Origin of the sequence: Micromonospora sp. CPM1 (assembly GCF_023896895.1) — a bacterium.
GTDB classification, from domain to species: Bacteria; Actinomycetota; Actinomycetes; order Mycobacteriales; family Micromonosporaceae; genus Micromonospora; species Micromonospora tulbaghiae.
Window position 1 is genome coordinate 199,123 of record NZ_JAMHIU010000004.1, and the last position, 24,003, is coordinate 223,125.

General features: G+C 71.0%; 33 protein-coding genes. 19 read left to right on the forward strand and 14 right to left on the reverse strand.

Features of this window, described 5'->3' with window-relative positions:
* Nucleotides 1-25 precede the first annotated feature (25 nt).
* Nucleotides 26-511, forward strand: a complete 486-nt coding sequence (locus tag M8C11_RS06890) for a GNAT family N-acetyltransferase (RefSeq protein ID WP_252448851.1) — start codon at nt 26-28, stop codon at nt 509-511.
* A gap of 152 nt (nt 512-663) precedes the next feature.
* Here M8C11_RS06890 and M8C11_RS06895 read toward each other — a convergent pair whose 3' ends face one another.
* Together M8C11_RS06895 and M8C11_RS06900 are read right to left on the reverse strand one after the other, a co-directional pair.
* Nucleotides 664-1,242, reverse strand: coding sequence for an HD family hydrolase (locus M8C11_RS06895; protein WP_252448853.1), 579 nt, complete (start codon nt 1,240-1,242; stop codon nt 664-666).
* Entirely contained in the window at nt 1,239-2,369 is a 1,131-nt protein-coding gene (locus M8C11_RS06900) for a DNA-binding transcriptional regulator (RefSeq protein ID WP_252448854.1), read from the reverse strand. Before M8C11_RS06900 ends, M8C11_RS06895 begins: the two co-directional genes overlap by 4 nt.
* 401 nt (nt 2,370-2,770) lie before the next feature.
* On the opposite strand from M8C11_RS06900, the gene M8C11_RS30695 reads away from it, so the two are divergent.
* From M8C11_RS30695 to pyrE, 3 genes are all read left to right on the forward strand, one after another.
* Complete coding sequence (locus tag M8C11_RS30695) at nt 2,771-2,947, forward strand: hypothetical protein (RefSeq protein WP_199733114.1); 177 nt, start codon at nt 2,771-2,773, stop codon at nt 2,945-2,947.
* 211 nt (nt 2,948-3,158) lie between these two features.
* Nucleotides 3,159-3,332 (forward strand): hypothetical protein, encoded by a 174-nt coding sequence (locus M8C11_RS06910; protein WP_252448855.1) that lies wholly within the window; start codon nt 3,159-3,161, stop codon nt 3,330-3,332.
* A 26-nt stretch (nt 3,333-3,358) separates the two neighbouring features.
* Nucleotides 3,359-3,883, forward strand: a complete 525-nt coding sequence (gene pyrE, locus M8C11_RS06915; protein WP_252448856.1) for an orotate phosphoribosyltransferase — start codon at nt 3,359-3,361, stop codon at nt 3,881-3,883.
* 20 nt (nt 3,884-3,903) lie between these two features.
* Here pyrE and M8C11_RS06920 read toward each other — a convergent pair whose 3' ends face one another.
* Nucleotides 3,904-4,488 (reverse strand): GIY-YIG nuclease family protein, encoded by a 585-nt coding sequence (locus M8C11_RS06920; protein WP_252448857.1) that lies wholly within the window; start codon nt 4,486-4,488, stop codon nt 3,904-3,906.
* A 165-nt stretch (nt 4,489-4,653) separates the two neighbouring features.
* On the opposite strand from M8C11_RS06920, the gene M8C11_RS06925 reads away from it, so the two are divergent.
* Complete coding sequence (locus M8C11_RS06925) at nt 4,654-4,998, forward strand: helix-turn-helix domain-containing protein (RefSeq protein WP_199733111.1); 345 nt, start codon at nt 4,654-4,656, stop codon at nt 4,996-4,998.
* 160 nt (nt 4,999-5,158) lie between these two features.
* Nucleotides 5,159-6,091, forward strand: a complete 933-nt coding sequence (locus M8C11_RS06930; RefSeq protein ID WP_252448859.1) for an AEC family transporter — start codon at nt 5,159-5,161, stop codon at nt 6,089-6,091.
* A 15-nt stretch (nt 6,092-6,106) separates the two neighbouring features.
* Here M8C11_RS06930 and M8C11_RS06935 read toward each other — a convergent pair whose 3' ends face one another.
* From M8C11_RS06935 to M8C11_RS06945, 3 genes are all read right to left on the reverse strand, one after another.
* Nucleotides 6,107-6,760, reverse strand: coding sequence for a Type 1 glutamine amidotransferase-like domain-containing protein (locus tag M8C11_RS06935; RefSeq protein WP_252448860.1), 654 nt, complete (start codon nt 6,758-6,760; stop codon nt 6,107-6,109).
* A gap of 133 nt (nt 6,761-6,893) precedes the next feature.
* Nucleotides 6,894-7,256, reverse strand: a complete 363-nt coding sequence (locus M8C11_RS06940) for a nuclear transport factor 2 family protein (RefSeq protein ID WP_252448861.1) — start codon at nt 7,254-7,256, stop codon at nt 6,894-6,896.
* A gap of 112 nt (nt 7,257-7,368) precedes the next feature.
* A complete protein-coding gene (locus M8C11_RS06945) occupies nt 7,369-7,962 on the reverse strand; it encodes an ABATE domain-containing protein (protein WP_252448862.1) in 594 nt (197 codons plus the stop codon).
* 102 nt (nt 7,963-8,064) lie between these two features.
* On the opposite strand from M8C11_RS06945, the gene M8C11_RS06950 reads away from it, so the two are divergent.
* The 3 genes from M8C11_RS06950 to M8C11_RS06960 all read left to right on the forward strand — a co-directional run bounded on the left by M8C11_RS06950 (nt 8,065) and on the right by M8C11_RS06960 (nt 10,915).
* Nucleotides 8,065-9,282 (forward strand): MFS transporter, encoded by a 1,218-nt coding sequence (locus tag M8C11_RS06950; protein WP_252448863.1) that lies wholly within the window; start codon nt 8,065-8,067, stop codon nt 9,280-9,282.
* 406 nt (nt 9,283-9,688) lie between these two features.
* Nucleotides 9,689-10,267: a helix-turn-helix domain-containing protein gene (locus M8C11_RS06955; protein WP_252448864.1), complete on the forward strand. Its 579-nt coding sequence runs from the start codon at nt 9,689-9,691 to the stop codon at nt 10,265-10,267.
* Between the two features lie 66 nt (nt 10,268-10,333).
* A complete protein-coding gene (locus M8C11_RS06960; protein ID WP_252448866.1) occupies nt 10,334-10,915 on the forward strand; it encodes a dihydrofolate reductase family protein in 582 nt (193 codons plus the stop codon).
* A 59-nt stretch (nt 10,916-10,974) separates the two neighbouring features.
* On the opposite strand, the gene M8C11_RS06965 is transcribed toward M8C11_RS06960, so the two are convergent.
* Complete coding sequence (locus M8C11_RS06965; protein ID WP_252448867.1) at nt 10,975-11,955, reverse strand: hypothetical protein; 981 nt, start codon at nt 11,953-11,955, stop codon at nt 10,975-10,977.
* Between the two features lie 73 nt (nt 11,956-12,028).
* The gene (locus M8C11_RS06970) at nt 12,029-12,517 is read right to left on the reverse strand and encodes a DinB family protein (RefSeq protein ID WP_120570259.1); all 489 of its coding nucleotides are present in this window, start codon (nt 12,515-12,517) and stop codon (nt 12,029-12,031) included.
* Between the two features lie 458 nt (nt 12,518-12,975).
* Here M8C11_RS06970 and M8C11_RS06975 point away from each other — a divergent pair, with 458 nt between their 5' ends.
* Nucleotides 12,976-13,728 carry a GNAT family N-acetyltransferase gene (locus M8C11_RS06975; RefSeq protein ID WP_252448868.1) on the forward strand — a complete coding sequence of 251 codons (753 nt, stop codon included), beginning with the start codon at nt 12,976-12,978 and terminating at the stop codon, nt 13,726-13,728.
* Nucleotides 13,729-13,867: 139 nt separating this feature from the next.
* Here M8C11_RS06975 and M8C11_RS06980 read toward each other — a convergent pair whose 3' ends face one another.
* Nucleotides 13,868-14,809 carry a hypothetical protein gene (locus M8C11_RS06980; RefSeq protein ID WP_252448869.1) on the reverse strand — a complete coding sequence of 314 codons (942 nt, stop codon included), beginning with the start codon at nt 14,807-14,809 and terminating at the stop codon, nt 13,868-13,870.
* Between the two features lie 105 nt (nt 14,810-14,914).
* Between M8C11_RS06980 and M8C11_RS06985 the strand changes: the two genes are divergently transcribed.
* Nucleotides 14,915-15,430, forward strand: a complete 516-nt coding sequence (locus tag M8C11_RS06985) for a hypothetical protein (RefSeq protein ID WP_252448870.1) — start codon at nt 14,915-14,917, stop codon at nt 15,428-15,430.
* Between the two features lie 33 nt (nt 15,431-15,463).
* Here the strand turns inward: M8C11_RS06985 and M8C11_RS06990 are convergent, their stop codons facing one another.
* Nucleotides 15,464-16,168 carry a hypothetical protein gene (locus tag M8C11_RS06990; RefSeq protein WP_252448871.1) on the reverse strand — a complete coding sequence of 235 codons (705 nt, stop codon included), beginning with the start codon at nt 16,166-16,168 and terminating at the stop codon, nt 15,464-15,466.
* Between the two features lie 144 nt (nt 16,169-16,312).
* On the opposite strand from M8C11_RS06990, the gene M8C11_RS06995 reads away from it, so the two are divergent.
* Nucleotides 16,313-17,056, forward strand: coding sequence for an SDR family NAD(P)-dependent oxidoreductase (locus tag M8C11_RS06995; RefSeq protein ID WP_252448872.1), 744 nt, complete (start codon nt 16,313-16,315; stop codon nt 17,054-17,056).
* Nucleotides 17,057-17,182: 126 nt separating this feature from the next.
* Nucleotides 17,183-17,560, forward strand: coding sequence for an MmcQ/YjbR family DNA-binding protein (locus M8C11_RS07000; protein WP_252448873.1), 378 nt, complete (start codon nt 17,183-17,185; stop codon nt 17,558-17,560).
* A 39-nt stretch (nt 17,561-17,599) separates the two neighbouring features.
* On the opposite strand, the gene M8C11_RS07005 is transcribed toward M8C11_RS07000, so the two are convergent.
* Nucleotides 17,600-18,097 (reverse strand): DinB family protein, encoded by a 498-nt coding sequence (locus M8C11_RS07005; protein WP_252448875.1) that lies wholly within the window; start codon nt 18,095-18,097, stop codon nt 17,600-17,602.
* Nucleotides 18,098-18,193: 96 nt separating this feature from the next.
* The gene (locus M8C11_RS07010) at nt 18,194-18,598 is read right to left on the reverse strand and encodes a helix-turn-helix domain-containing protein (protein WP_252448876.1); all 405 of its coding nucleotides are present in this window, start codon (nt 18,596-18,598) and stop codon (nt 18,194-18,196) included.
* Between the two features lie 78 nt (nt 18,599-18,676).
* Between M8C11_RS07010 and M8C11_RS07015 the strand changes: the two genes are divergently transcribed.
* Complete coding sequence (locus M8C11_RS07015; protein ID WP_252448877.1) at nt 18,677-19,474, forward strand: SDR family NAD(P)-dependent oxidoreductase; 798 nt, start codon at nt 18,677-18,679, stop codon at nt 19,472-19,474.
* 26 nt (nt 19,475-19,500) lie between these two features.
* Here the strand turns inward: M8C11_RS07015 and M8C11_RS07020 are convergent, their stop codons facing one another.
* Both M8C11_RS07020 and M8C11_RS07025 read right to left on the reverse strand, forming a co-directional pair.
* Nucleotides 19,501-19,968 carry an SAM-dependent methyltransferase gene (locus M8C11_RS07020; protein ID WP_252448878.1) on the reverse strand — a complete coding sequence of 156 codons (468 nt, stop codon included), beginning with the start codon at nt 19,966-19,968 and terminating at the stop codon, nt 19,501-19,503.
* Nucleotides 19,969-19,996: 28 nt separating this feature from the next.
* Complete coding sequence (locus M8C11_RS07025) at nt 19,997-20,374, reverse strand: DUF4267 domain-containing protein (protein ID WP_252448879.1); 378 nt, start codon at nt 20,372-20,374, stop codon at nt 19,997-19,999.
* Nucleotides 20,375-20,479: 105 nt separating this feature from the next.
* Between M8C11_RS07025 and M8C11_RS07030 the strand changes: the two genes are divergently transcribed.
* The 5 genes from M8C11_RS07030 (at nt 20,480) to M8C11_RS07050 (ending at nt 23,991) form a co-directional block, all read left to right on the forward strand.
* Nucleotides 20,480-21,079, forward strand: a complete 600-nt coding sequence (locus tag M8C11_RS07030) for a TetR/AcrR family transcriptional regulator (RefSeq protein ID WP_252448880.1) — start codon at nt 20,480-20,482, stop codon at nt 21,077-21,079.
* 2 nt (nt 21,080-21,081) lie between these two features.
* Nucleotides 21,082-21,939 (forward strand): PhzF family phenazine biosynthesis protein, encoded by an 858-nt coding sequence (locus M8C11_RS07035; protein WP_252448882.1) that lies wholly within the window; start codon nt 21,082-21,084, stop codon nt 21,937-21,939.
* 158 nt (nt 21,940-22,097) lie between these two features.
* On the forward strand, nt 22,098-22,466 hold the full coding sequence (locus tag M8C11_RS07040) for a YciI family protein (RefSeq protein ID WP_091427285.1): 369 nt from the start codon (nt 22,098-22,100) through the stop codon (nt 22,464-22,466).
* Nucleotides 22,467-22,548: 82 nt separating this feature from the next.
* Nucleotides 22,549-23,019, forward strand: coding sequence for a hypothetical protein (locus M8C11_RS07045; protein WP_252448883.1), 471 nt, complete (start codon nt 22,549-22,551; stop codon nt 23,017-23,019).
* Between the two features lie 240 nt (nt 23,020-23,259).
* Complete coding sequence (locus M8C11_RS07050) at nt 23,260-23,991, forward strand: alpha/beta hydrolase (protein WP_252448884.1); 732 nt, start codon at nt 23,260-23,262, stop codon at nt 23,989-23,991.
* Nucleotides 23,992-24,003 lie beyond the last annotated feature (12 nt).

The window sequence follows — 24,003 nt, forward strand, 5'->3', positions numbered from 1 at the left end:
CTCGACCGTCGGCCACACTCACGGCATGACAACGACGATCGTGCCGGTAGCCCCCGCCCATCCGGCGTTCGATCAGGTAGCTGCTCTGTTCGACGACTACCGGGTGCACTACGGCCAACCGTCGACCCCGGAGATCACCCGCTCCTGGCTGCACGACCAGATCGCACAACACCGCATCTCCGTCGTTGCCGCCATCCGAGCTGACCGCGTCCGCGGCTTCATCACGGTCGCGGTCACGCCGGCATCGCTCAGGCTGGGCACCTCATGGTCGATCCGCGACCTCTACGTGGCCCCGCACCATCGCCGTAGCGGTATCGCGAACGCCCTGCTCCAGCACGTCATCCGCAACGCCCGTGCCGCCGGTGCGCATCGCGTCTCACTCCAGACCGAGACCGACAACATCCCCGCCCTGACGCTCTACACCGAGATCGGCTTCCAACCCGTCACCGGCCTGGAACTACTCAACCTCACCTTCGATCCCACCCACCAGGATCCAGGAGACACGGCCTAACTGTTCCACCACCCGGCCTCGATCGAGGACGTACAGGGATGGGGTCGCAGACACCTACCTCGGAGCCCTCCCATCGCGGTCCGCGACGACAGCATGCAACGCACGCTCATCGGCAGGTGTGAAAGCTGGCGAGGGTTGGCGGCATCCGGCGTCTATGCCGGGGCGGGCGGGTTCAGCCACGCCATCGGTGCGCCGGTGAGGGCGGCGTCGGCGAGGCGGTGAGCGGAAGCGGTCTTGAGCGCCGCCCGCGAGCTGTCGATCCAGCGCTGAACGTCGGCAATGCCCTGGTGCCGGTACTCGACCGCTTGGACAAGGCACTCCAACTTGTCCGCGTCGCGGGCCACCACCGCCTCGAGGGTTTCGCGGGCCTCGTACTCGGCGACGGCAGCGGTGATCACGTCTGCGACGGCCGGCGGGCAGTCGGCGACCTGGTCGGCGGTGACGGCGGTGTTGGGCGCGGCGGTGAGGTAGCGCTTGGCGATGTGCGGGATGTCGGTGATCCGGGTTTCCTGCGTGTCGTGCAGGACGCACAACATCGAGACCCTAGCCGGGTCGGCACCCTCCATGGCCGCGAGCATCATGCCGATGAGCGCTGTGCGGAACGAGTGCTCGGCGATCGACTCGGGCTGCTTCACCCCGGCGAACCACCACCCGGTGCGGGCGGCACGCTTGAGTACGCCAGCCTCGAAGATGAAGCTCATGGCTCCTGCGGCGTCCTGGTCCTCGCTCATCTGCCCGTCCCTGTACCGGTGACTCCGTCAGCACGGAGGCTGTAGAGGATAGACGTTAGTTCTTGTCGTGACTGCCTGGATACCTGGTCACTGTCGAGCAGCGTGCCGCACCGGTCAGTCAGTGCTTGCCCGGTCGCGATGTCAGCGCGGGTGAGGCCGCGTCTCGCCATGAGAAGAGCCCAGAGGTTGTGCACGTTGAGGTCGATGAACGGGTGGCCGACGGTGAGGCGCTCAACCAGGTGCCGGAACAGTACGACTCCTCGCCAGTCGCCGAGAGCAGCCGGCATGAACAAGTCGTCGCGATGCCGGTACGGAACTTCGCCGACCCAGTAGGCGGAGTAGTTGAGTGCGGCCCGCTCACAGGCATCGTCCGGGTGAGCGCGGTCGATGAAGTCTCTTAGCGGTTCCGGATCTCCCTGGTTCGCCATGGAGGCCACCATCGACCGGATGTCCGGCCACACCGGTGACCAGGTGTGAAAGCGGGTGATCTGGCGAGCTGTTCGGGCGGTGCCTTCGGCGAGCCATGAGGCGGACGCGCCTGTGGGGTCCATGCCAGCAAGGAAGTAGGCCTGCCGGTGCAGCAGAACATCTGGCTTGCGTTCGGACGCCGAACGTTCGGCGAGCATGCGGAGGCGTGCGAAGAAGGCACGCCGCTCGTCGGCGGACAAGAGTGGGGCAGCAGCCACAGGGCCGCGTCGCCGGTGGGGCGTGGAGATACTCCGGAGGAACGTCGGCGTCTGCCCGAGAACGCTCCAGAGGATCAGATCGGTCAGGCGGTGCGTCAGCACCGACCAGCCGAGGGGTTGTTCAGCGATGGGAGATCGGCCTGCTTCGTCCCGCAGGAGCGTCGCAAGAATGAGGTCTGCCTCGGCGGCATCGTCGAGAGCGGCCAGCAGCATCGTGTTTGCTCCGAGGCGTCCGAGCCGCTGGCGAATCGCAACGGCTTGACCGAATGGCACGGCGGTGAACGGTCTGCGCCCCGACTCCCAGCTCTGAACGGTCACGCGGTCCACGTCCAGATGCGCGGCGAGTTGTTCCTGGGTGAGCGGCACGGATTCCCGAATGAGCTTCAGGAGGTAACCCGTCACCTCGCCGCGTTGCGGCATGGAACTGCGGTGACCTGCCAACTGACATCCCTACGTTGACCCGTGGTCGACGTTTCGCCGGAAGCGGACCGCGAGGTGGCGTTCCTGATCGGCTCACTCGTACCGCTGGTGAGTCCAGTGATCGACGCCGTGATCGTAGCGTCGCAGTTACCGAACGTTCCAGATCCGGTCTGCGACTCGCGGCCGGTCGAATTCCGCTGCCCTACGGAGGAAACGGCGATGCGGGAGAGGACACCACCGTGGAGACGAGTCACCTACGACCAGTACCTGATCGCTGCTGCCTTGACGCTTGCGAGGCGGCACCGCCCGAAGTGGTCGTGGCGGAAGTGGCGGTGGGTGTGCCGGTGTGGTGCGGAGCTGCCGTGCCGCAACCGCCACCGCGTACCGATCAATCGCGGTCACTGGCCGTCGCAGGAGGACCAGTGAGAACTGCGGAACAGGCGATCCTGGCGGTGCACGTACGGGGTCTGGACGGGATGTGCGTGGGTTGCCGGCTGTGGTGGGCGCGGCTGACTCCGTACCCCTGCTGGCAGGTCGCGTGGGCGACCAGCCGGCAGGCGCGCGCGAGCGTCGCCCGCTTCCTGGGGGTGCGCGGGTGAGCACCCACGGGCCGGTGCTGCCGGTCTGGTCGTGCGGTGGGTGCGGTGCGCCCTGGCCGTGCGCGACGCGGCGGCGGGAGCTTCTTGCGGAGTACGAGGGTGCGCCGGTGTCGCTGGCGGTGTACCTGGGGGCGCAGTTGGTGCGGGCCACGGCGGACCTGAGCTGGGCGCCGGCCGGGACGTTGCACCGGCGGTTCCTGGGGTGGGTGCGGTGAGCGTGTTGCGGCCCGGCGACGAGAAGTTCCACTACAGCGACGGGTCGCACCGGTGGACGGCGCCGGATCCGGAGTACGACCAGGAGGTGTGGGAGGAGCAGGTCCGCCAGCACAAGCTGGGCCACCTGCGTAACGAACGCCCAAGGGTACGCATCCGACGGATCGGTTGATTCCAGCCAGGTGCGAGACTGAGCGGGTGACTCACCCGCTCGCGCGCCGCGTCTACGACACCTGCCACCTCACGGGCCGGTTCGCTCTCCGCTCGGGGCAGGTCAGCGACGAGTACTTCGACAAGTACCTGTTCGAGGGCAAGCCGGAGTTGTTGCGCGAGGTCGCCGAGGTGATGGTGGCCCTGCTTCCGGAGTGCGACGTTTTGGCGGGGATGGAGATGGGCGGTATTCCGCTCGCCACGGTGATGTCGCAGCTGACGGGTCTGCCGACGGTCTTCGTGCGCAAGCAGGCCAAGGAGTACGGCACCGCGAAGGTGGCCGAGGGCGGGCCGGTGGACGGTCTGCGGGTCGTGGTGATCGAGGACGTCGTGACCACCGGGGGCGCGCTCCTGGCCTCGTGCGGGCAACTGCGGTCCGTCGGTGCACAGGTGGAGACCGTGGTCTGCGCCATCGACCGCGAGCAGGGCGGCCGGGAGAACCTGGCGGCCGAAGGGCTGCGACTCCGCGCCGCCCTCACCCGCCGGGACCTGGAAGCCGCACTGACGGCGTGAGGCTCGAACCGCAGTCTCTGCTAGGGCTGGGCCGGGCCGCTGCTGCCGTTGTACGAGTTCTTGGCGGCGACCACGGCCGCCTGGATGTGCTCGGGGTCGACGCCGTGGACGTTGAGCGGTGGGTGCAGACGCCGGACGAGTTCGGCCTCGATGTCCGCCGGATCGGGGTCCTCCGCCCAGGTCAGGCGCAGGTGCTCGTGCATCCAGGCGGTCAGCCGTGCCTCGTCCTCGGGGACCAGGACGACCCGGTCGGTCCAGGTCGTCCGGTAGCCCTCGGACACGAGGAGACCGGCCAGCGTGCGGCGCAGGGTCGAACTGCCCGAACGCCTCAGGTGGTTGCGCAGGATCCGGCCGCGCAGGCTCGTCGCTCGCCCGAGGTAGAGCATCCGCCGCGACGGGTCGCTGTCGTTCGGCGGTCCGGGGAGGTCGGGGAGGACCGAGGGAGCAGCCCACCAGGCGTAGACGCCGCTGCCGCGGGCCAGCCGCTTGACGGCGACATCGAGTGCGACCGGTGCACCGGAGAGCAACCGCAGGGCCTCGTCGAGCCGGTCTTCGTCGGTCGGGACGTCGGCGGGTCGCCGTTCGGGGATGGTCACCGGGACCATCCTAGGCGCTTGGGGCACCGCGACCAGATGGCAGGGCGACCGCCCGCTCCCCGCAGGGCCCCGGGCTGCCGACAGCGGATCGCCATGCGACGCGCCGGCGGCACGGGGCGAGCCAGGACGCGCAGCGCCGACGAACCACGGTGTCCATGTCGGTAGTCTGACCGGGTGAACCATGACGCCGCGTCGATCCTGCGTGGCCTCGTGGCGAACCGTCGTCTCACCCCACGAGCGATCAGCCGTGCCTCCGGCCGAGCTGAATCGACGATCCGGCAGCTTCTCAGTGGTGCCGTCCCGCCAGAAGCCGACGTCCTCCACGACATCGCTCCCGCATTGCAGATGCCGGTGGCGGACCTCTTGGTGATCGCTGGGTTGCCAGTCGCTGATGTCCCCGCGAGGGAAGGGGCCTACGCGGCGAGCCAGGAGATCGGCAGCCTGGTGGCTGTCGCCAGCCGGCTCTCACCGCAGCAGGTGCGGCAGCTGATCACGCATGCGGAGGACCAGGTTGAGTGATCTCTCGCGACGTCCTCGACAGGGGGAACCGAGGTGACCGAGGTGCCCGCGCGATCCGCGGCGGATCAGCGCATCTGATCTCGGCCGGCGCGCCTCTCGACTCGTACGCTCCGGATGCACGCCGGTCCCTGACCTGGCGCGACGCTTCGGTGACTCCCGCATGAGCCTGGTGTCGGCGTTCGTACCGATCTGGATCCTCACCGCGGTCGGCTACGCGGCCTGTCGCCGGGGCCTGCTGGGCGAGGCGGCGGCGTCGGTGCTCGGCCGGTTCGTGTTCCACCTCGCGATGCCGGCCGCACTGTTCCTGGCCCTGGCGCGGATGCCGCTGTCCGGGTTCGCCGGCCGCTCGCTGCTCGCCTTCGGAGTGAGCACTCTCGCGGTGGTCGGGCTCGGATGGGCCGGCGCGAGCCGGCTGTTCGGTCGCGAGCCCGGCGAACGGCCGATCTGGGGCATGGCCGCCGGGTACGTGAATTCGGCGAACCTCGGCATCCCGATCGCCACGCAGGTTCTCGGCGACGTGTCGTTCCTGGCGGCGGTGGTGCTGCTCCAGGTCCTGGTGGTGACGCCCGTGATCCTGGTCGCCCTGGACCGGCACAGCGACCCGGCCGGGCGGGTGCGGGTCCGCCGGATCGCCTCCCTACCCGTACGCAATCCGGTGATCCTGGCGTCGCTGCTCGGTGTCGCTTGCTCGGCTGCCGGCCTGCGGCTGCCGTCGGCGGCCGCCGCGCCGCTCACCCTGCTGGCGGGTGCCGCGGTTCCGGCGGCCCTGGTCGCGCTCGGCGCGTCGCTGCACCGCACGGCGCCGTCGCGGCCAGAACCGGCCGAGCTGGCCGGGCCGGCCGAGCTGGCCGCGATCAGCGCGCTGAAGCTCGTCGCGCAGCCGGTCATCGCGTACGCGGCCGGACTGGCCCTGGACCTGTCCGCGCCACAGTTGCTCGCCGTGGTGGTGTGCGCGGGCCTGCCGACGGCCCAGAACACGTTCATCTTCGCCCAGGAGTACGGCGTCGGTGAGGCGGTGGCCAACCGGGCGGTGGTGGTGACCACGACGCTGTCGCTGGCCACCCTGGCCGCGACGGCGACGCTGCTCGGGTAGGTCGGCCGATCACCGCTACGAGGGGAACCGCCTCCAGTGCCCCTTGGAGACGACCTCGACGGTGCCGTCGGTCACCGTGATGGCCGTCTGGTCGTCGATCGCGTACGCCGGACCCGCGATCTCGGCCGCCCATCTCTCGGCAGCGGCCATGGTGTTGTCCGGTTCGAGGCCCAGGTGCGGGAAGATCGAGAAGTCGACGAGCCCCAGCGTGCGGTCGTCGGGTGCGGACTGCCATTCGACGAATTCCGTGCCGATCCGGGGGGTGAGCACCATGCTGCCGGCACTCAGCCCGACCCAGACGGTGTCGGGCAGCGACGGCAGGAGGTCCGCCAGCCCGGACTGCCGCATCCAGTGGCACAGGTACGTCGCGTCGCCGCCGTGCACGAGCAGGACGTCGGCCTCGCGGACCCAGGGGACCCACCGCTCCTCGCCGATGCTCGGTAGCGCTGTCAGTTCGAGGACGCCCAGCGACTTCCAGCCCAGCCCGCTCATGGGTAGCGGCGTCTGGCCGGTGATGAAGCGCCAGGCGGAGGCCGGTCCGCCCATCGGGTAGGCCGCCGTGGGGATGCAGAGGGCGCTGGATTCGGCGATCGGCTTGCCCAGCAGGCCGACCAGCGCATCGTTGATGCTCGGATTCTGGACGCCCGCGGATGTGAGAAGTAGCTTCACGCTTGTCTCCTGTACGTAGCGGTCATGACGCTCTCCCCGGGAGTCGGGAGATCGGGTGCACGGGTATGCAGACCGGGGGCCGCAACGAAACTCATCGCTGTCGCGACCCCTAAGTTCCTCCGAGGACGTGGTGTCACTCGCGGATCTCCATCTCCGTCACCAAGCCGTCGTCGAGGCGGTAGACGTGCGTGACGGTGTGGTCGGCGAGCTTCGCTCCGGCCTTGTCGTGGACGACCTGATGAACGGTGACGGCGACGCGGCCGTCGGCCTCCGTGCTGAACGCGGTCGGCGTGACGACGGGCTCGAGCTGTTCCCACTGCCGGCGCCAGTAGGCACCCACCTGGTCCCGGCCGTGGAGGACGCCTCCCTCCCAGCCGTTGGGCCATGAGACGTCCGGCGTCATGGCGGCCAGCAGCGTGGGGACGTCACGCCTGTTGAAGGCCGCGTAGAGGTTCGTGAGCAGGGCCTGGGAGGTGGGGCGCCTCGGCACATCCATCGAGCCAGCATGGCCGGTGGACGAGAGCGCATGAAGACCTCTTCGCGGTCAGCAGAACGCGATCAGCGCCGGACGGTAGGGGGAGCGGTGTCGTCGACGTGGCCACGTGTGCTCACCGTTTTGTGCGGATGCGTCTTACCTCGACGTAGCGGCGGATCTTCGCTGCGGTTCCGCAGTCCTCCATGCTGCACCAACGACGGCTGCGGTTCTTGCTCTCGTCGATGAACAGGAAGCGGCAGCCTGCGCATCGCTTGATCCGGTCGAGCGCACCCGTGGTGAGAAGCTGGACCGCCGCGTGGACCACCGGCCGTAGGGGCCGGGCAGGCGTGTGGTCGTCCCGCCAGGACCAGGCGAATGTCTTCCCGCGCACGAGCTGTGCGTGGGCTAGCGCGTCGGCTTCGTCGTCGCGCAGCCGGGTCAGCGCCGCCACGCCCGGGTCCTCGCCGGCGGCCAGTGGCCGGAACACCTCGTCCAGGTAGTCACGGGTGCGCAGTGCCTGTGCGAAGGCGGTGCGGGTGCTGTCCGGACTGTCGCGGGACAGCCGGCGCAACGCCGCCGCTTGCGTTTCGGTGAGGGTGCCCGCGTACACGCTCCAGGCGATCAGCTCGGCGTAGCCGGTGAGCACGTCATCGTCCGGAGGCCCGACGGGTGGGCCGGCGCGGGTGTTGAGGAAGTCCAGCGCGAGGTCGCCGCCCACCAGGCGCATCCGTGTCACCCCTGCTGTTTCCATCAAAGCCCACTTTACCAGTTGCCCCGTGACGGGAACATTCCTAGAGTGTTTCCGTCATAGTCGGTTTAGGGGGTAACGATGGGCCAGGCGCATGCACACCGGCGGGCAGTGGGAGCGCTGATCGGCCTCGCCGGCGGAACGTTCCTCTACACCGCAGCCGAGGCGCTGCCGATCGGGCTGCTGTTGCCGATGGGCGTGGACCTGGCCGTGCCACCGTCCCAAGTGGGCATGCTCGTCACCGTGTACGGCGCAGTGGTGATGGTCGCCTCGGTCCCGTTGACGGCGCTGGTGCGCAGAGTCCCCCGCCGACCGTTGCTGTCGGCGCTCCTGGCCGGCTTCGTCCTCAGCAACGCCATCACGGTGTTCACGAGTACGTTCACCATGCTGATGGCAGCCAGGATCGCCACTGCGGCCACTCATGCGCTGTTCTGGGCGGTCGTTGTGCCGACCGCGGCCGAGCTGTTCCGGCCCGGACTGCAGGGACGGGTGGTCGCGGTCGTGTTCGCCGGCGGCAACGTCGCTCTGGTCCTGGGCGTGCCCGCCGGCACCTGGCTGGGTGAACGTGCCGGCTGGCGGGCGTCGTTCCTGGCGGTGGCCGGGCTCGGTGTGCTCGTCTTCGCCGTGGTGGCCTGGTTGCTGCCGTCGACGGGGCCGGCGCAGGGGCACGCCGCCCGGGGCAGAACGCCCGACTCCCGCCGATTCTGGCTCCTGGTCGTCGTGGCCGTCCTGTCGACCGGCGGTGCCATCGCCGCCTACACCTACATCGCCCTGTTCGTCACCGAGGTCAGCGGATTGCCCGCCGCGTCGATCGCGACCATCCTGCTGGCGCGCGGCGTCGCCAGCGTCTTCGGCATCCTCGCTGCCGGACCGATCGTCGACCGCAGCCCGTGGTCCGCCCTGGTCGCGACGGTCGCACTGCAGTGCGTGGCGCTGCTCGGCCTGTACGCGTTCGGCTATCATCCGGCGGTCGCCGTCGTCCTGATCGCAATCGCCGGACTGGGGTTCGCCGCGTTCACCGCGGCGCTCGGCGGACTCGTCCTTCAGGTGGCGCCCGGCCGCTCCGATCTCGCCGCCGCGACGCTGTCCGCCGCCGTCAACGTCGGCATCACCGGCGGTGCCTTCGTCGGCGGCCTCATGCTGGAAAGCCACGGTGCCGCCAGCACGATGATGATCGGCGCCCTGCTCGGCGCTCTCGCCCTCGCGCTCGCCCTCGGCGAACGACTCATCCCGCCGCCGCGCGGCGAGGGCGGCGCGGCGACGCCCGCGCCCGTGGGCCGCCGCGCCTCCCTTCCATAGGTGCGGACGTCCACCGATCGCGGGCGTGAGCGTGTCGGCGGCTTGCCGACCTGGTGATCGGTTCCGCCCGCGGCGCGGGCCGTTCGTGAGTCGATCCCGGCGGGGCGTCGGCGATGACGGCGGGGCGTCCGCGATGCTGTGGGCGTGGAGTACGTGTCCAGATTGCCGCGACCGCCGCTGGACGGGCTGATCGACGACCTCTACCACCTGGCTGGCACGCCCCCGTACGCGCGGCTGACGCTGCCGCCGATGCCGGCGGCGCTGCTCATCGTCAACCTCGGGGCGCCGTTCCGCATCCGCGGCGGCGCCGACATCGAGACCGCGGAGTACGCCGACGGCTGCGTGATCACCACGCCCACCCGCGCGTTCGAGTTCGGCTACCCACGCCCCGACCCGGTCCGTCGGCGTGCACGTCAAGCCGTGGGGCCTGGCGCCGTTCCTGCCGGTGCCTGCGGCCGAGCTGTGCGACCGTCCGGTGACGCTGGAGCAGGTCTGGGGCCGGCCCGCCGTCGCCGAGCTGCGCGACCGGCTGGCCACGGCGGACGGACCGCACGAGACGCTGACGCTGCTCGAAGACGAGCTGATGCGACGGCTGCGCGAGACCGCAGGCCTGAGCCTCGTCCGGCATACGAGCGGCGTCATCGCGGCGACCAGCGGCGCGGTGGCGATCGGCGACCTGAGGACGGCAGCCGGGGTCAGCAGCACCCATCTGGCGCAGCGGTTCAAGCACCTCATCGGCGTCACACCGAAGCGGATGGCCCGCACCTACCGCTTCGCCGCCACCGTGTTCGCCATCGACCCCGCCGGCCCGGTCGACTGGGGCGCGCTCGCCAGTGCGGCGGGCTACTTCGACCAGGCCCACTTCGGTCACGAGTTCCGGGCGTTCACCGGGCTCACACCGACCCGGTACCTCGAGGTCCGGCGGCGGTTCCTGCGTGAACACCCCGGCCACGCGATGGACGGCTGGCCGCTGCCGGCTGATTGATTTCCTACAAGAACGGCGGCTCACGGCACGCTAGCTTGGGGGCACCCGAGGCAGAGGAGAGCCGGTGTGGGCACTGTGGTCCTGTACAGCTCGGTGTCGGTGGACGGCTTCGTCGCGGACGAGAATGACCAGCCCGGACCGCTGTTCGACTGGTTGACGAGCGGTGACGTCCCGTTGGACGACGGCGGCGCGCTGACGGTGTCGCAGACGTCCTACGACTACGTCCGGCCGTACTGGGACCGGATCGCGGTGACGGTCGTCGGCCGGCACGTCTTCGACCTGACCGACGGCTGGGAGGGGACGCCGCCGAGCGGGATCGACCACGTGGTCGTCGTGACGCACCGGCCGGCACCCGAGGGCTGGGACGCCGAGGCGCCGTTCCACTTCGTCGACGGCGTCGAGGCAGCCGTGGCCAAGGCGCAGGAACTGGCGGGGGACCGCGTCGTCGAGGTCGCCGCCGGCGACGTCGGAGGCCAGGCGCTCGCCGCGGGCCTGGTCGACGAGGTACGCATGGACGTCGTACCCGTGGTGTTCGGGTCCGGGAAGCGCTTCTTCGGGTCGGTCGACGCGCAGCACCTGCTGGAGGATCCGGACGTGGTGCTCCAAGGCGATCGGGTGCTGCACCTGCGCTATCGGGTGCGCCGTTGACCGACCCGTGGGGTGCGCATCCGGTCCACCGCGACCGGTGATCCAGGATCGGATCGCGGTCAGAGCAGTGCGAGTTGGCCCGGCATCGGCTCGTCGTCGAGGCGAGCACCGAGCTGCCACAGCCGGAGCCGATCCTCCTCGTGATGGCGGGTGAGCCAACGGCCTGGCTGGTACGAGGGGTGGACGGCACCGGATCCGTGATGGTGCGGGTAGCGCACCTGGGACCGGCACCGGAGGCTGAGCGCCGACAGCAGCAGATGGCCCTCGGCATCGTTCGGCGGGCCTTCGGTGCTCGGAGCGGCGAGGATCAGCTCCTCGCTCAGGAACACCGCGCGGTCCACGTGCCGGCAGCCCGCGAGGCCCGGTGGCGCGCCCGGCAGATCTTCGAGGTGCCGTGCTGTGATCACGGCGTCGGAGGCGACGTCGCGGACGGACAGGAAGCCGTCGAGCGTCTGGGTCAGGTAGCGGCCGCCGGCCGGGCTGAATCCGGCGAGATCGCCACCGGCCAGCGGCCGTGACACGATGCGCTCGGCGTCCAGCCTGATCAGCACGGCGCGTGACCGGTCGGGATCGAGCAACGTCAAGCCGGTCCAGACGCCCCCGGGTGCGTGCAGGAACCACGCGGTCCCGGGACCGGGCAGCGGCGTGCGATGGATCTCCGCGCCGCTCACGCCGTTGACGGCGACAAGTTCCTCGGTGTCGCCGAGACGGATCCAGAGGACGTGGTCGCCGTCGAGGTGGAAGTCGGCGCCGGCGCTGCCACCGAGCCGATCCCAGCTGCTGCGCCACCGCACCACGCCGTCGTGGCCGAGCACGACGATCTGGTGCGCGTCGCCCGCCGCGACGAGTCGACGGGTGGCGCTGACCTTCATCCGCGGGTCGTCGAGAGGCGCCGCGAGTCGCGCCACGCGACCCAGTTCGTGGTCGAACAGGTGCACAGTGAAACGGTCCTGTTCGGTGACCACCCAGCCGAGGCCGGTTGCCTGCGTGACGTGTCGAATGCCGGGAAGCCGCACCTGGTTGATCAAGCGGGGTTGCATCGCGGCAGCATAGAGCCACTTCGGCGAACCCGTCGGGCCGTCTGCGCTGCATACCGCACCCGTCGGGCTCGGTTCAGCGTGGTCCGAGCCCGGTGCGCCCGTCGATCAGCTCGCGCACGGCGTCCAGGTGACCGGCGTGCCGAGCGGTCTCCTCGATGACGTGCAGAATGATCCGTCGCAGGTCGGTGGTCTGCGACGCCAGCGTCTCGTCGGGATGCCGGCCCGCGGGTGTCGCCGACAACGGGGCCGCGGCGATGATCGCGTCGGAGATGTCGCACTGGTCGCGGTAGAAGCCGAAGACCTGCCACGGCGATCGAGTCGTGCGCAGTGGTGTGTTCTCGTCCGGCCAGGGCAACGGCTCCACCGAACCGCGGAAGACCTCCTGGAACCAGTGGCGTTCGGCATGACCGAGGTGCTCCACCAGCCCGAGCGGCGACCATCCGGAGGGCAGGACCGGCGTGCGCAGCGAGGGCTCGTCCAGATCCGCCAGGATGGCCCGGATGCTGACACGCTGATATTCGAGGAACTCACACAGCGCGGCCTTCTCCATCTCGACCTTCATCACGCCGGCAGGCTAGCGGCCGGCACCGACAGTTCCGCCGCGGTCGTTCAGTCGATCGACGAGCCGGCAAGCACCCGCTCAGTCCGGTCGCGAAGGGCGTCGAGCTCGGCGGAACGGCCCCGCACCTCGATGAGGAGGTCGACGGCCGCCCGCAGATACTCGACGGCGATGACGTCCTCTCGACGGGAACGTCGACCTCGAATCGATCGAGGAGAACCGCGAAGTCGGCCACGCGATTGACACGTCCGGGTCGGGAGGGGCAAGGTTGCGGTCGGCCACGCGCACCGCGTGGGCACTCTGCATGAGGGAATGACGCCTGTGATCCGGGTAGGCCGAGCGGCCGCCTGAGTGTCGACCACGCGACGGATGGCCGTCGCGTGCCTGCGACACGGTGGGGCGGCCCGATGTTTCCTCCGCCCGTCGCAGCTTCTCTCATGCATCGAGGTCTCCCGTTGAGCATGGATGCCCGCATCCAACAGTCAGTCGTCGTCAACCTGTCGCGCCGGCCCGCGCCCGTCGAGGTGGGGCCGTTCGTGATCGGGCTGGACCCGACGACGACCAGTCCGTACGTCAACTACGCGACGCCGCGTCCCGGCGCCGCCGTCACCGCGGCCGACGTCGCCGCCCTGGTCGCGGCGTTTCACGCCGCCGACCGCAGACCCCGCCTGGAGTACGTCACCAGTTGCGTCCCCGATCTGGAGGCGCTGCTGACCGCCGCCGGCTTCACCGTGGAGGCCCGGCACACCTACCTGGTCTGCGTGCCGGACACGCTGGCGTCCCCACCCGTGCCGGACCACCTGAGCCTGCGTGAACCGGCTACCGACTCCCAGCGCGCGGCGCTGATCAGCGTGCAGAACGAGGCGTTCGGCGGCGATCCGGCCGTCTCCGGGGCCGACGTGGCTCGCCTGCGCCGCCAGCAGGACGCCGGCGGCGTGGTCGTCACGGCCGTCACCGAGGACGGTGGCTGTGCGGGCGGCGGCGGTGCGGCGGCGCCCGTCGGCGCGGTCAGCGAGGTGGCCGGCATCGCCGTTCGCGCGCCCTACCGCCGCCGGGGACTGGCGTCCGCGATCACCGCCGACGTCACCCGGCGGCTGTTCGACGCCGGTGCGGAGGTCGCCTGGCTGGAGGCCGGCGGCGAGGATTCGTGGCGGGTCTACGAGCGCGTCGGCTACCGGACCGGCGGTCGACGGCTCTACACAGCGATGGACTGAGCCCCGCCGAGGCGCCCGGGCTGAGGTTCGACGACCGAGGCCCGGGCCACCGCGGCAGGCCGGCCTTGCTGCGCCGTCCACCGCCGGCACGGGGCGGCGGTCGGTGCCCCGTGCCGCAGAAAGGTCCAGGCCGGGGCGATCAGGATGGGGAGGGCAGGCGATGCGGCGTCTCGGCCCACGGGTACGACCCCGGGCTGTCGAGCAGGTGGTCCCAGATCACGCCGAGAGCGAAGGCGTGCCGGCCCAGCACTCCCTCGTGGCGCAGCGTGAAGCCGTCCGGGCCGGAGGTCAGCCGGACCGTACTCGGCTCGCCGTCCGGCAGTGTGACTACCGGTTCAGGGGAGACGGGCCCGTCGGCGGTCGTCCACGTCCACCGCAGGGTCTCGTCGTCGACGTGCTCCAGCCGGATCGCCAGGTCGCCGGCCGGCAGCACCACCGCGGGCACCTCGACGGGCGCGGGCCGGTGACGGACCACAGTCACCCGGTCCAGGTCCTCGCCGTCCTCGTCGTCCGCGACCAGGGACAGCAGGGCCCACTCGGCGGCCTTCGCCGGTTTCTGCTCCCAATCGCGGTCATCCGGACCGGCCAGTACGGTGCGCCGTCGCGTCTCCTCGGTCATCGCCCAGATGTGCAGCTCGTGCTGCTCGGGTGGGTCCTGGTCGGTGCGTACCGTCTCGTGCAGCCGGTTGCGGGCGTGTACCCGCACCCGGATCAGCCCGCGGGGGACGGTGAGGTCGGTGAGCGCGTCCGGGGGACCGCCCATGAGCCCGACGACCGACAACTCGCCGAAGGGACTCCACAGGGTCGCCTCACTGATCGCGTCCCACCCGTCCTCGACCTCGGTCGGCGGGCCGGGCAGGACACGCGCACGCACCTCGATCCCACCGGTGTGGACGCCGCAGAAGCCGGTGAACTGGTACGGCCCACCGACGTGCAGGAGCCCGTCACCGAGGGTGTAGACGGGCATGCCCGTCTCTCCCGGCACTGCGGACACGTCGTACTGGCAGTAACTGACGGACACCCGAGTCCAGCCGGACACCGGTTGCTCCCGTCGCTGCTCCGCGCGGTCCGCGTCGGTCATCGCCGAATCGTAGCGGCGCCCGGAGCGGACGGTGCCCCGCTCGCGCGGCCAGCTCGGGAGCCTTATCGGCTGGCCGCCGCCGCGCGCTCCGGGTACACCTGAGCGGTGATCCTCATTCAGCGGGTCCGCGTCCGGTGGACCGCCGCCGCCCGCGGCGCGCCCGCGGCGAACGCCCGCCGCGGCCTCGTCCGGGCGATGCCGCCGCCCCGGCCGCTTCCGGACGCCGAGGTGGTCGTCCACGACGTGCTCGCCGACCAGGAGGCCGGCTACGAACACCGGGAAGGGGTACGCGCCGGAGGCGTCGCGCTGGCCTGCGAGGTCGGACTGTGGCTCGGGCACGATCGGGCGTCGGTCGTCGTGGACCGGCTGCCCGGATCGGCGGCGTATCCGCGGGCGCCGGGGTCGGCGCGGCTGTTCACGCTCGCACCGGGGGAGGTCGGCCGCTACCGGGCCAACTTCCGGTTCACCGGATGCGCGTGCAGCCCGAGCTGGTACTACGAGGAATGGCTCGTGCACGTGGGTCACGGCACGGAGGCGCCTTTCGGGTACGGCGAGCCGGACCGCGACGTCGACCACCGTGTCCGGCTGTACGGGGGCGCGCCCGCGCGGCCGGCCAGGTGACTCAGCCCTTCGCGTGCCGGCGTGAGGGGGTGATCAAGCGGTCAGCTGGTTCGCGTCGAGCCAACGTCGCCAGCTCACCCGGGTGACATTCCGCTCCGGGTGCTCGGCCACGTGGAGCACGAACTGCGCCCGGAGTCGGACGTGGGGATCGTCGGCGTACGTCAGTGTCTCCACCTCGTGGAAGAACAGCGGGTCGTGGAAATGACGGACCAGGCTCACGTACCTCCAGTCCTTGCACCGGTACGGGCGCCTCAGCGCCGCGAGGGTCAGTTCGGCGAGCTGCGGCTCGACGCCCTTCGGGACGCCGGCCCGGCGGAATCGGTGCAGGAGCATCTCCTTCGTCCCCCAGCGAGACCACATCGACGACTCCCGCGCTCCCCACTCGTCGGGATGGTCCGTCTCCCACTGCAGGTACAGGGCGGCGTACGGTGCCCACCGGGCTCGTCTGTCGACGTCGTCGTCAGGGGAGTCCCGGAAGGCGTCGAGAGGACCATAGATCGTCTGCCCCCGACGCTGGTAGAGGCGGGCGTGCGCCTGGTCCATCGCCGCTTGGAGCCGAGCCTGACTGGACCTCGACCGGTAGTGCGCCGACCACAGGCCGTTCCACTCGTCCAGCGCGTCGCTCGCCGCGGCGAGGGTTGCCTGATGGCGGGCAAGCGCCTGGTGGCGCGTGCCCGGGTCGGTCGCTACCAGGTCGAAAAGCCAGGAATGGTCACCGCTCGGCTCTGCAGGCACCATGGCAGCTTGCCATCCCTGCCCTGTCGCGAAGCAGCCGGTTACGCGGGGCTCCGAGCGAGGTCGAATCGGCGTCCCTGCGGCGCCGCGAACGCGGCGTCCGATCCCCGCCGGACAGCCGGCCCGTTGTCGACCAGGCTTTCCACCATGAACAACGCACTTGACGGCAAGGTAGCTCTGGTCACCGGTGGTGGCCGTGGCATCGGCGCGGCGGTGGCCCTGCGCCTGGCCGAGGACGGCGCCGATGTGGCGCTGACGTTCCAGCAGAACCAGCGTCGCGCCGACGACGTGGTGGAACAGATCAAGGCTGTGGGACGGCGGGCGATCGCCGTGCGGGCCGACAGCGCCGATCCGGCAGCGGTGATCGCGGCGGTGGACCGGACCGCCGGTGAGCTGGGCCGGTTGGACATCCTGGTCAACAACGCGGGCGCGTTCCTGCTCGGGCCGCTGGAGCAGTTGAGTCTCGACGAGTTCGAGCAGACAGTCGCGGTGAACGTCCGGGCGCCGTTCGTCGCCTCGCAGGCCGCGGTGCGCCACATGCCGGCGGGCGGACGGATCGTCAACATCGGCAGCAACACGGCCGAGCGGACGGTCTTTCCGGGCTTCTCGCTCTACGCGATGAGCAAGACCGCCCTGATCGGTCTGACCAAGGCGCTCGGGCGCGAACTCGGCGGTCGAGCGATCACGGTGAACCTGGTGAACCCCGGTGCCACGGACACCGAGCTGAACCCGGCCGACGGCCCGAACGCGGACACGATCAACGGGTTCACCGCGCTCGGCCACTACGCGCAGCCGGCCGACGTGGCCGCCGCCGTGGCGTTCCTGGCCGGCCCGGACGGGCGTTACGTCACGGGCGCGACGGTGAACGTCGACGGCGGATTCACCATCTGACCGGCTCCCTTCCTGGCGTACTGGCCGCGGCCCGTCCCCACTCGCCTCACCGGGGACGGGCCGCACCTGTCGGAGGCGGCAGCTAGGCTGTTCCGGTGCGGAGGGCGGTGTACCGGGGTGGCCGTCGTGGCTGACGCGGACGACGTCCGCCGGGTGGCGCTGTCGCTGCCGCACGTGGTCGAGATCGACAGTGACGGCTTCGACTTCCGGGTCGCCGGCAAGGGGTTCGTCTGGTCGTATCCCGAGCGCACGCCCGGTCGGCCGCGACGTATCCGCACCGACATCGCCGTGCTGTACGTGGGCGACGAGGCGGAGAAGCAGGCGTTGCTCCTCGGCGAGCCCGACCTGTTCTTCACCACGCCCGCGTACGACGGGTCACCCCTGGTCATGCTGCGGCTGGCGCACGTCGGCATCGAGCGCCTGACGGAACTGGTCACCGACGCGTGGCGGATGCGTGCCCCCGACTCGTCGACCGGTGACCCCGACGCGGGCGCCGGCGCGTGACGCCGGCCGTTTCGACGACGGGCCACCGCCGGCCGCCCGCTATCCGTCGAGGATCTGCTCCCGCAGGATGTCCGCGTGCCCGCAGTGCTGGGCGAGTTCGCGCAGGACGTGGAGGTACACCCAGCGCAGCGGAAGCGGGCCCCGCCGGTGCCCGGTGAGGAGTTCGTCCAGACCCCGCGTGGAGGTCGCCCGGCGTGACGCGTCGCGGGCGTCGCGGTATGCCCGCCGGACGCCGGCGATCGTGTCGCCGTCGTCGAGGAGGAACGAGTCCTCGGACCGCTCGGGGATGCCGATCTCGGCACGCGACCGGCCCGTGACGGCCTCGTCGAACCAGACCTTCTCGACGAAGGTCGCGTGCTTCACCAGACCCAGCAGCGTGGTCCGGGAGGCCACCAGCGATCGGCGTGCCTGCTCCTCGGTCAGCCCGTCCAGGCAGCGGTCGAGCGCGTCGCGGTGCTCGTCGAGGAACGCCTCGAACTGGGCCTGGATCGGCTGCGCGACGATCTCGGCGGAGAACGTGGGCGGAAAGGACGGCATGTACGGAGCATTCCAGATCGACGCCCGCCGCCCGGCCGACGAACGCCGGACCGGTGTCGCGGGTGTCCTCGTGCGGCCGGATGAGCGCAGGGTTTCTCAGGCGGACCGCTGACGTGCCGCGACGATCTCGGCATGGTGGGCGACCGCCCAGTCGGCCAGCGCGGAGAGCGGCTCCAGAAGGCTGACACCGAGCGGCGTCAGCCGGTACTCGACGCTCGGCGGCACCGTCGGGAAAACCTCACGTTCGACCAGGCCGTCGCTCTCCAGCGCGCGCAGTGTCCGGGTGAGCATGCGCGGGCTGATGCCCTCGACGGCCCGGTGCAACTCGTTGAACCGGTGCGGATGCCGGCCGAGCAGGGTGAGCAGCAACAGCGTCCACTTGTCGCTCGTCCGCCGCAGCAGGTCGGTGACCGGACAGCGATCGTACTCGCCGGCCGGAACCGGCATCGGCAGCCGGTGATCGTGCAGCGAGGCGCTCACATCGGTGTCACCTGTGGACATGAAAGTGCCTTCTTCCGCCTCCGCCGACCTGCTGCCCAGGATGAGGCAGGCAGATGAGCAAGACGATAAGGGGGCGACGTGGGCGTCGTGGTGGTCAGTGGCGGCACGAACGGCATGGGACGTGCGTTCGCCCTGGGGCGGGCCGAACGTGGCGACCGCGTCCTGGTGCTCGGCCGCAACCGTGAACGTGGCGAGACGATGGCCGGCGGCCTGATCGCCTTCCTTCCCGTCGATCTGTCCAGCATGGCCGAGACGCGGCAGGCTGTCGAGCACATCCTCGGCGAGCACCGGGTCGTGGACGCGTTGGCGCTGTTCGCCAATGCGGTGGCGCCGCGTCGCGTCGTGACGGTGGAGGGACTGGAGCGCACGTTCGCGCTCTACTACGTCAGTCGCTACCTGCTCAGTTTCGGTCTGCGTCCGGCCCTGGACCGGGCGACCGCACCGGTGATCGTGAACGTCGCCGGTGTCGGGGTCACGAAAGGCGGGGTGAGATGGGCCGATCCGCAGATGACGGCGGGCTACTCGGCCGTCGCCGCGCAGTTGCAGGCCGGCCGGGCAAACGACCTGCTCGGCGTGGGCTTCGCCCAGCGGTCCGGTAGCCGCGCCCGATACGTGCTCTACCATCCCGGGTTCACCAGGAGCGGTGACCGTAGCGCGCTCCCGTTCGTGGTACGAGGGCTGCTCGCGGTGGCGGCGGCGGTCGCCGCCCGGCCCGTCGCGGACGCGGTGGCGCCGATTCACCGGTTCCTGGACGCGCCGCCGACCGCGCCGGTGACCGCCGTCGACCGGGGGAAGCGGCTTCCGCCCGATTTCCCGACCCTCGACCCCCACGACGCCGAGCGGTTGATGGATCTCACCGAGAGGCTCCTGCGGTGAGCGCCTGTACGCGCGCCGCGCCGACGCTACGGCTGGAAGTACTCGGACATCATGTCGTCGACCCATTCCGGCTGGCGGACGTCGGCGGGGACGAACTCCTTCAGCACCGGCTTCAGGTCGACGACGGGCGTGCCCGACACCGCGTCGAGGCCCACCACCGTCAGCTCGCGGCCGTTTACGGACTCGATCCGGCAGCAGGTCACGCCGATGCGGTTCGGCCGGCGAGGGCCGCGACCGGCGAACACGCCCATCGGCGGCAGGTCGGGCCGGCCGCGGTAGGGGCGGGGTTCCCGGAAGTCGCCGCCGTCCGGGAACCGGTCGAAGACGAAGAAGACCTCCACGTGGGAGAACTCCTCCAGGCCCTGGAGGCACGCCTCGCCGAAGCGCTCGTCGACGACGATCGTGCTGCGGACGGCGCCCCAGTTGTCGCTGTGCTGGATGTCCGTCCGGTCGTTGCGGACCGTACCGATGGAAGTGATCTCGAAGTTGCGCATGATCGGATTCTCCGTTCCGTGTGGCCGGTCAGGCGGCGAGCAGCAGGGCGCTGATCACCAGCATCACCAGGGCGGTGGCGCCGTGAACGCCGTAGACGGCGGTCGCGGGGCCGTTGCTGCGGCGCACGATCAGCGCGTCTCCGACGGGTATGCCGGTGGCGGCGAGCATGAACCAGCCCAGCAGATGGGGTGTCGCGCCGACTAACAGGATGAGGATGAAGACGCCCGAGGCGATGTCGCGTACGGCCTTGACGGTCAGCCAGGCCCGGAAGGTCGGGTCCTCGGTCGGCGTGTCGGGGATGCCGAAGCCGGCGGCGCCCTGCGGCGCCCGGAAGGCGAGCACTCCCATGAGGACGCAGCCCGCGCCGATCAGCCCGGCGAGCACTGTGGCGACTGTGGTGAGCATGGGTGGTGTCCCCTCGGTGACGGCGGCGGGCGGCTAGCGGCGCTAGCGGTGAGAGCGACGATAGGTTGCCGCCGACAGGATGTCTAGCGCTGCTAGGATCGGGTCATGTCCGCAATCAGCGAGCGCCGCGAACGTGAACGGGCGCAGCGTCATCGATTGATCGTCGCCACCGCGCGGGAGCTGGCCGAGACCGAGGGCTGGGAGGCGGTCACCACCAGGCGGCTGGCGGACCGGGTCGAGTACAGCCAGCCCGTGCTCTACAGCCACTTCGACGGCAAGGACGCCATCGTCGCCGCCGTCGCCCTGGACGGGTTCACCGAACTCGCCACCCACCTGAGCCGCGCACGACAGGCCGCGCCCGATCCCGGGCGGTCCCTGCGCGCCGTCTGCCACGCCTACCTGGACTTCGCAACCGAGCGGCCGGCCCTGTACGACGCCATGTTCGTCCTGCCCACCGAACTGCGGTTCGCCAGCGCCGAGACCCCGCCGCCGCTGCGAGCCTGCTTCGACGAGTTCGTCAGATGCTTCGACCCCGCAGACGAGCGGCGGGAGCTGTCCGCGGAGGTCCTCTGGAGCGCGCTGCACGGCATCACGGTGCTGTCCCGCAGCGGCCGTGTCCCGGCGGGCGGGCAGGAGGAGCGACTCGACTTCCTCGTCGCCCGGTTCGGGACAGCCGAGGACGGGGCCGCTGGCCTAGGATCGTGATCATGGACGTTCTCCGATACGCGGCGTTCACCGCCGACCCCGCCGGTGGCAACCCGGCCGGTGTCGTCCTGGACGCGACCGGGGCGGGCGACGCGGAGATGCAGCAGGTGGCGGCCGAGGTCGGCTACTCCGAGACGGCGTACCTCGTGCCCGCGGGCGGGGACGGGCGGTTCACGGTGCGCTACTTCAGCCCGAAGTCGGAGGTGCCGTTCTGCGGCCACGCGACGATCGCCTCGGCGGTCGCCTACGCGCAGCGGCACGGCCCCGGCGTGCTGCACCTGAACACCCGCGCCGGCCTGGTCGAGGTCGCCACGAGCGTGCAGGCCGACGGCACCACGACCGCCACGCTGACCAGCGTCGCGCCGCGCACCGTACCCCTGAGCGCCGGCGACCTGGCGGCGCTGCTCGCCGCGTTGCGCTGGTCACCGGACGATCTCGACGCGACGCTGCCGCCGCGCGTCGCGTACGCCGGGGCCTGGCATCCGATCGTGGCCGCCGCGACCCGCAAGCGCCTGGCGGACCTGGACTACGACATGGCCGCGCTGGGCGCGCTGATGGCCGAGCGGGACTGGACGACGATCGACCTGGTGCACCGGGAGTCTCCGCTGGTGTTCCACGCGCGCAACCCGTTCCCGCCCGGCGGCGTGGTCGAGGACGCCGCGACCGGGGCGGCGGCGGCCGCGTTCGGCGGTTACCTGCGCGAGCTGGGCCTGGTGCAGCCGCCCGCGACGGTCACCGTGCGGCAGGGCGAGGACATGGGCCGACCGAGCCTGCTCACCGTCGGCATCCCCGCCGGACCGGGCGCCGGGATCGCGGTGACAGGCACCGCCGTGCCCATCCCGGAGGAGGACGTGCGGTGACGGGCAGCGGGCCACGCTCACCTGCCGGCGCCGGCCGTCGCACGTCATGACGAAGGCGTGCACCGACGCGGGCTGCCGCCTGTCGGATCCGGGGTGACTCGTTCGTAGTACGGGTGAGAGGCGGCCGCACCGGGCCGCCCGGACAAGGGAGTCATGGCATGCCGCGGTACCTGATCTCGTTCAACGACGGCGCGATGGACCACATCCCCGCCGAGGAGATCCCCCAGGTGGGCAAGGACGCGCACGCGGTCATCCAGGAGGCCGTGAACGCGGGTGTGTTCGTGTACGGCACCGGGCTCGAACGCCAGCAGGCGAGCATCGTGGGTACGGACGGGGTGGTCACCGACGGGCCGTTCCCGGAGACCAAGGAGGTCATCGGCGGGTTCGTGGTCCTCGACGTGTCCTCACGCGACGAGGCGCTGAAGTGGGCCGCCAAGATCGCCGTCTCGTGCCGCTGCGCCCAGGAGGTCCGGGAGATCATGCCCGACCCCGAGACGGAGGCGATGCTCCGCGCGGCGGGCCGGTGACGGGTCCGACGTCGACGCGATGACGGGGTGGGCGTGGCACCCGGACGGCAGCCGCGCCCACCATGATCGCTAGCCTCGTGCGGTGAAACGTGAACTCGCCGCACTGTCCCTGCTGTTCGTCTCCGCGTGCGCACCAGCGGAGCCCGCTCCGTCGTCGTCCTCCGCCGCTCCGTCGTCGTTGCCCTCCTCCGCCGCGGCGGCGTCGGCCGCTCCGCAGGCCGGCTCGACCGCGCCCGCGGACAAGGTCGCGACCGGGGCGTGCAACATGGTGGCCCGGGTGATCGAGCAGCAGGACGTCCGCTTCACCTCGAACTCGCCGATCGCCCTGCGCGCCCGTAGGGCGACCGACCCGGGCGTCCGGGAGGCCGGCGAGCGACTGGCGGTGGTGACGAAGGAATCCGGAGACATGTTCATCCGGAACGACCCGAACGAGGACACCGGTCCGGTCGACGCGCGCATGGCCGAGGCGCAGCGCGGGCTCCTCGCCGCGTGTGCGGCCCTGTTCGGTCCGCAGCCGTGGCCGTTCGCCCCGTCGCCGACAGCGAGCAGCTGAGCCGGGTGGTGCGCGGCGGCCGGTCGATCAGGTCGCGGACGGACTGGGGTGACGGGCCGGGGCCGGCCGCGAAAACCGGTTGGCGGCCCCGGCGAGCGCTGTTAGCTTTCCGGTGGCCGTGCCGGAGGACGAGGGAGGTGGTACCCGTGACCGCAGTAACGACATGGGTGCTCCCCTCGGGGGTCACGGCCGGGCGATAGGTCGTCCGGGAGCGCCGTCGCACTCCCGAAAGGCACGACCATGCGATTCACCTCCGAACAGCGCCTCGCCGACGGCGTCCGCGAGCGCACGTTCATCCTCGGCGAGATCCCCGGCCTCCTGTGGACCCCCGCATCCGCGTCCGAGCCGGCCCCGCTGATCCTGCTCGGTCACCCCGGCGGACTGCGCCGGATGTATCCCCGCCTGGTGGCCCGTGCGGAGGGCTGCGTCGCGCAGGGCTTCGCCGCGGCCACCATCGAGCTTCCCGGAAGCGGCGACCGCCCCGCGTCCGCCGCCGCCGAGCAGGCCCGCGCCGACCTGCGCCGAGCCCTGGCGGCCGGTGAGCCGGTCGCCGACGAGATCGTCGACCGGCTCGTCCTGCCGCTGGTCGAGAAGGCGGTCCCGGAGTGCCGGGCCGCGCTGGACGCCCTCCTCGCGCTGCCCGAGGTCGGAGGCCCGGTCGGGTACGCCGGCGGGGTGATCTCGATCGGCGTACGGCTGGCGCTGGTCGAACCGCGCATCGTGGCCGCGCTCCTGTTCGCCGGGAGCTTCGTGCCGCGCACCATCATCGAGGAAGCACGGCGGGTCACCATTCCGCTGCACGTCCTGCTGCAGTGGGACGACGAGGGCAACGACCGGCAGATGGCACTGGACCTGTTCGACGCATTCGGCTCCACCGAGAAGACGTTGCACGCCAACATGGGTGGGCACACGGGCGTACCGCAGTTCGAGGGGGAGCCCGCGAACCGGTTCTTCGCCCGGCACCTGCGGTAGCGGCGCGCAAGC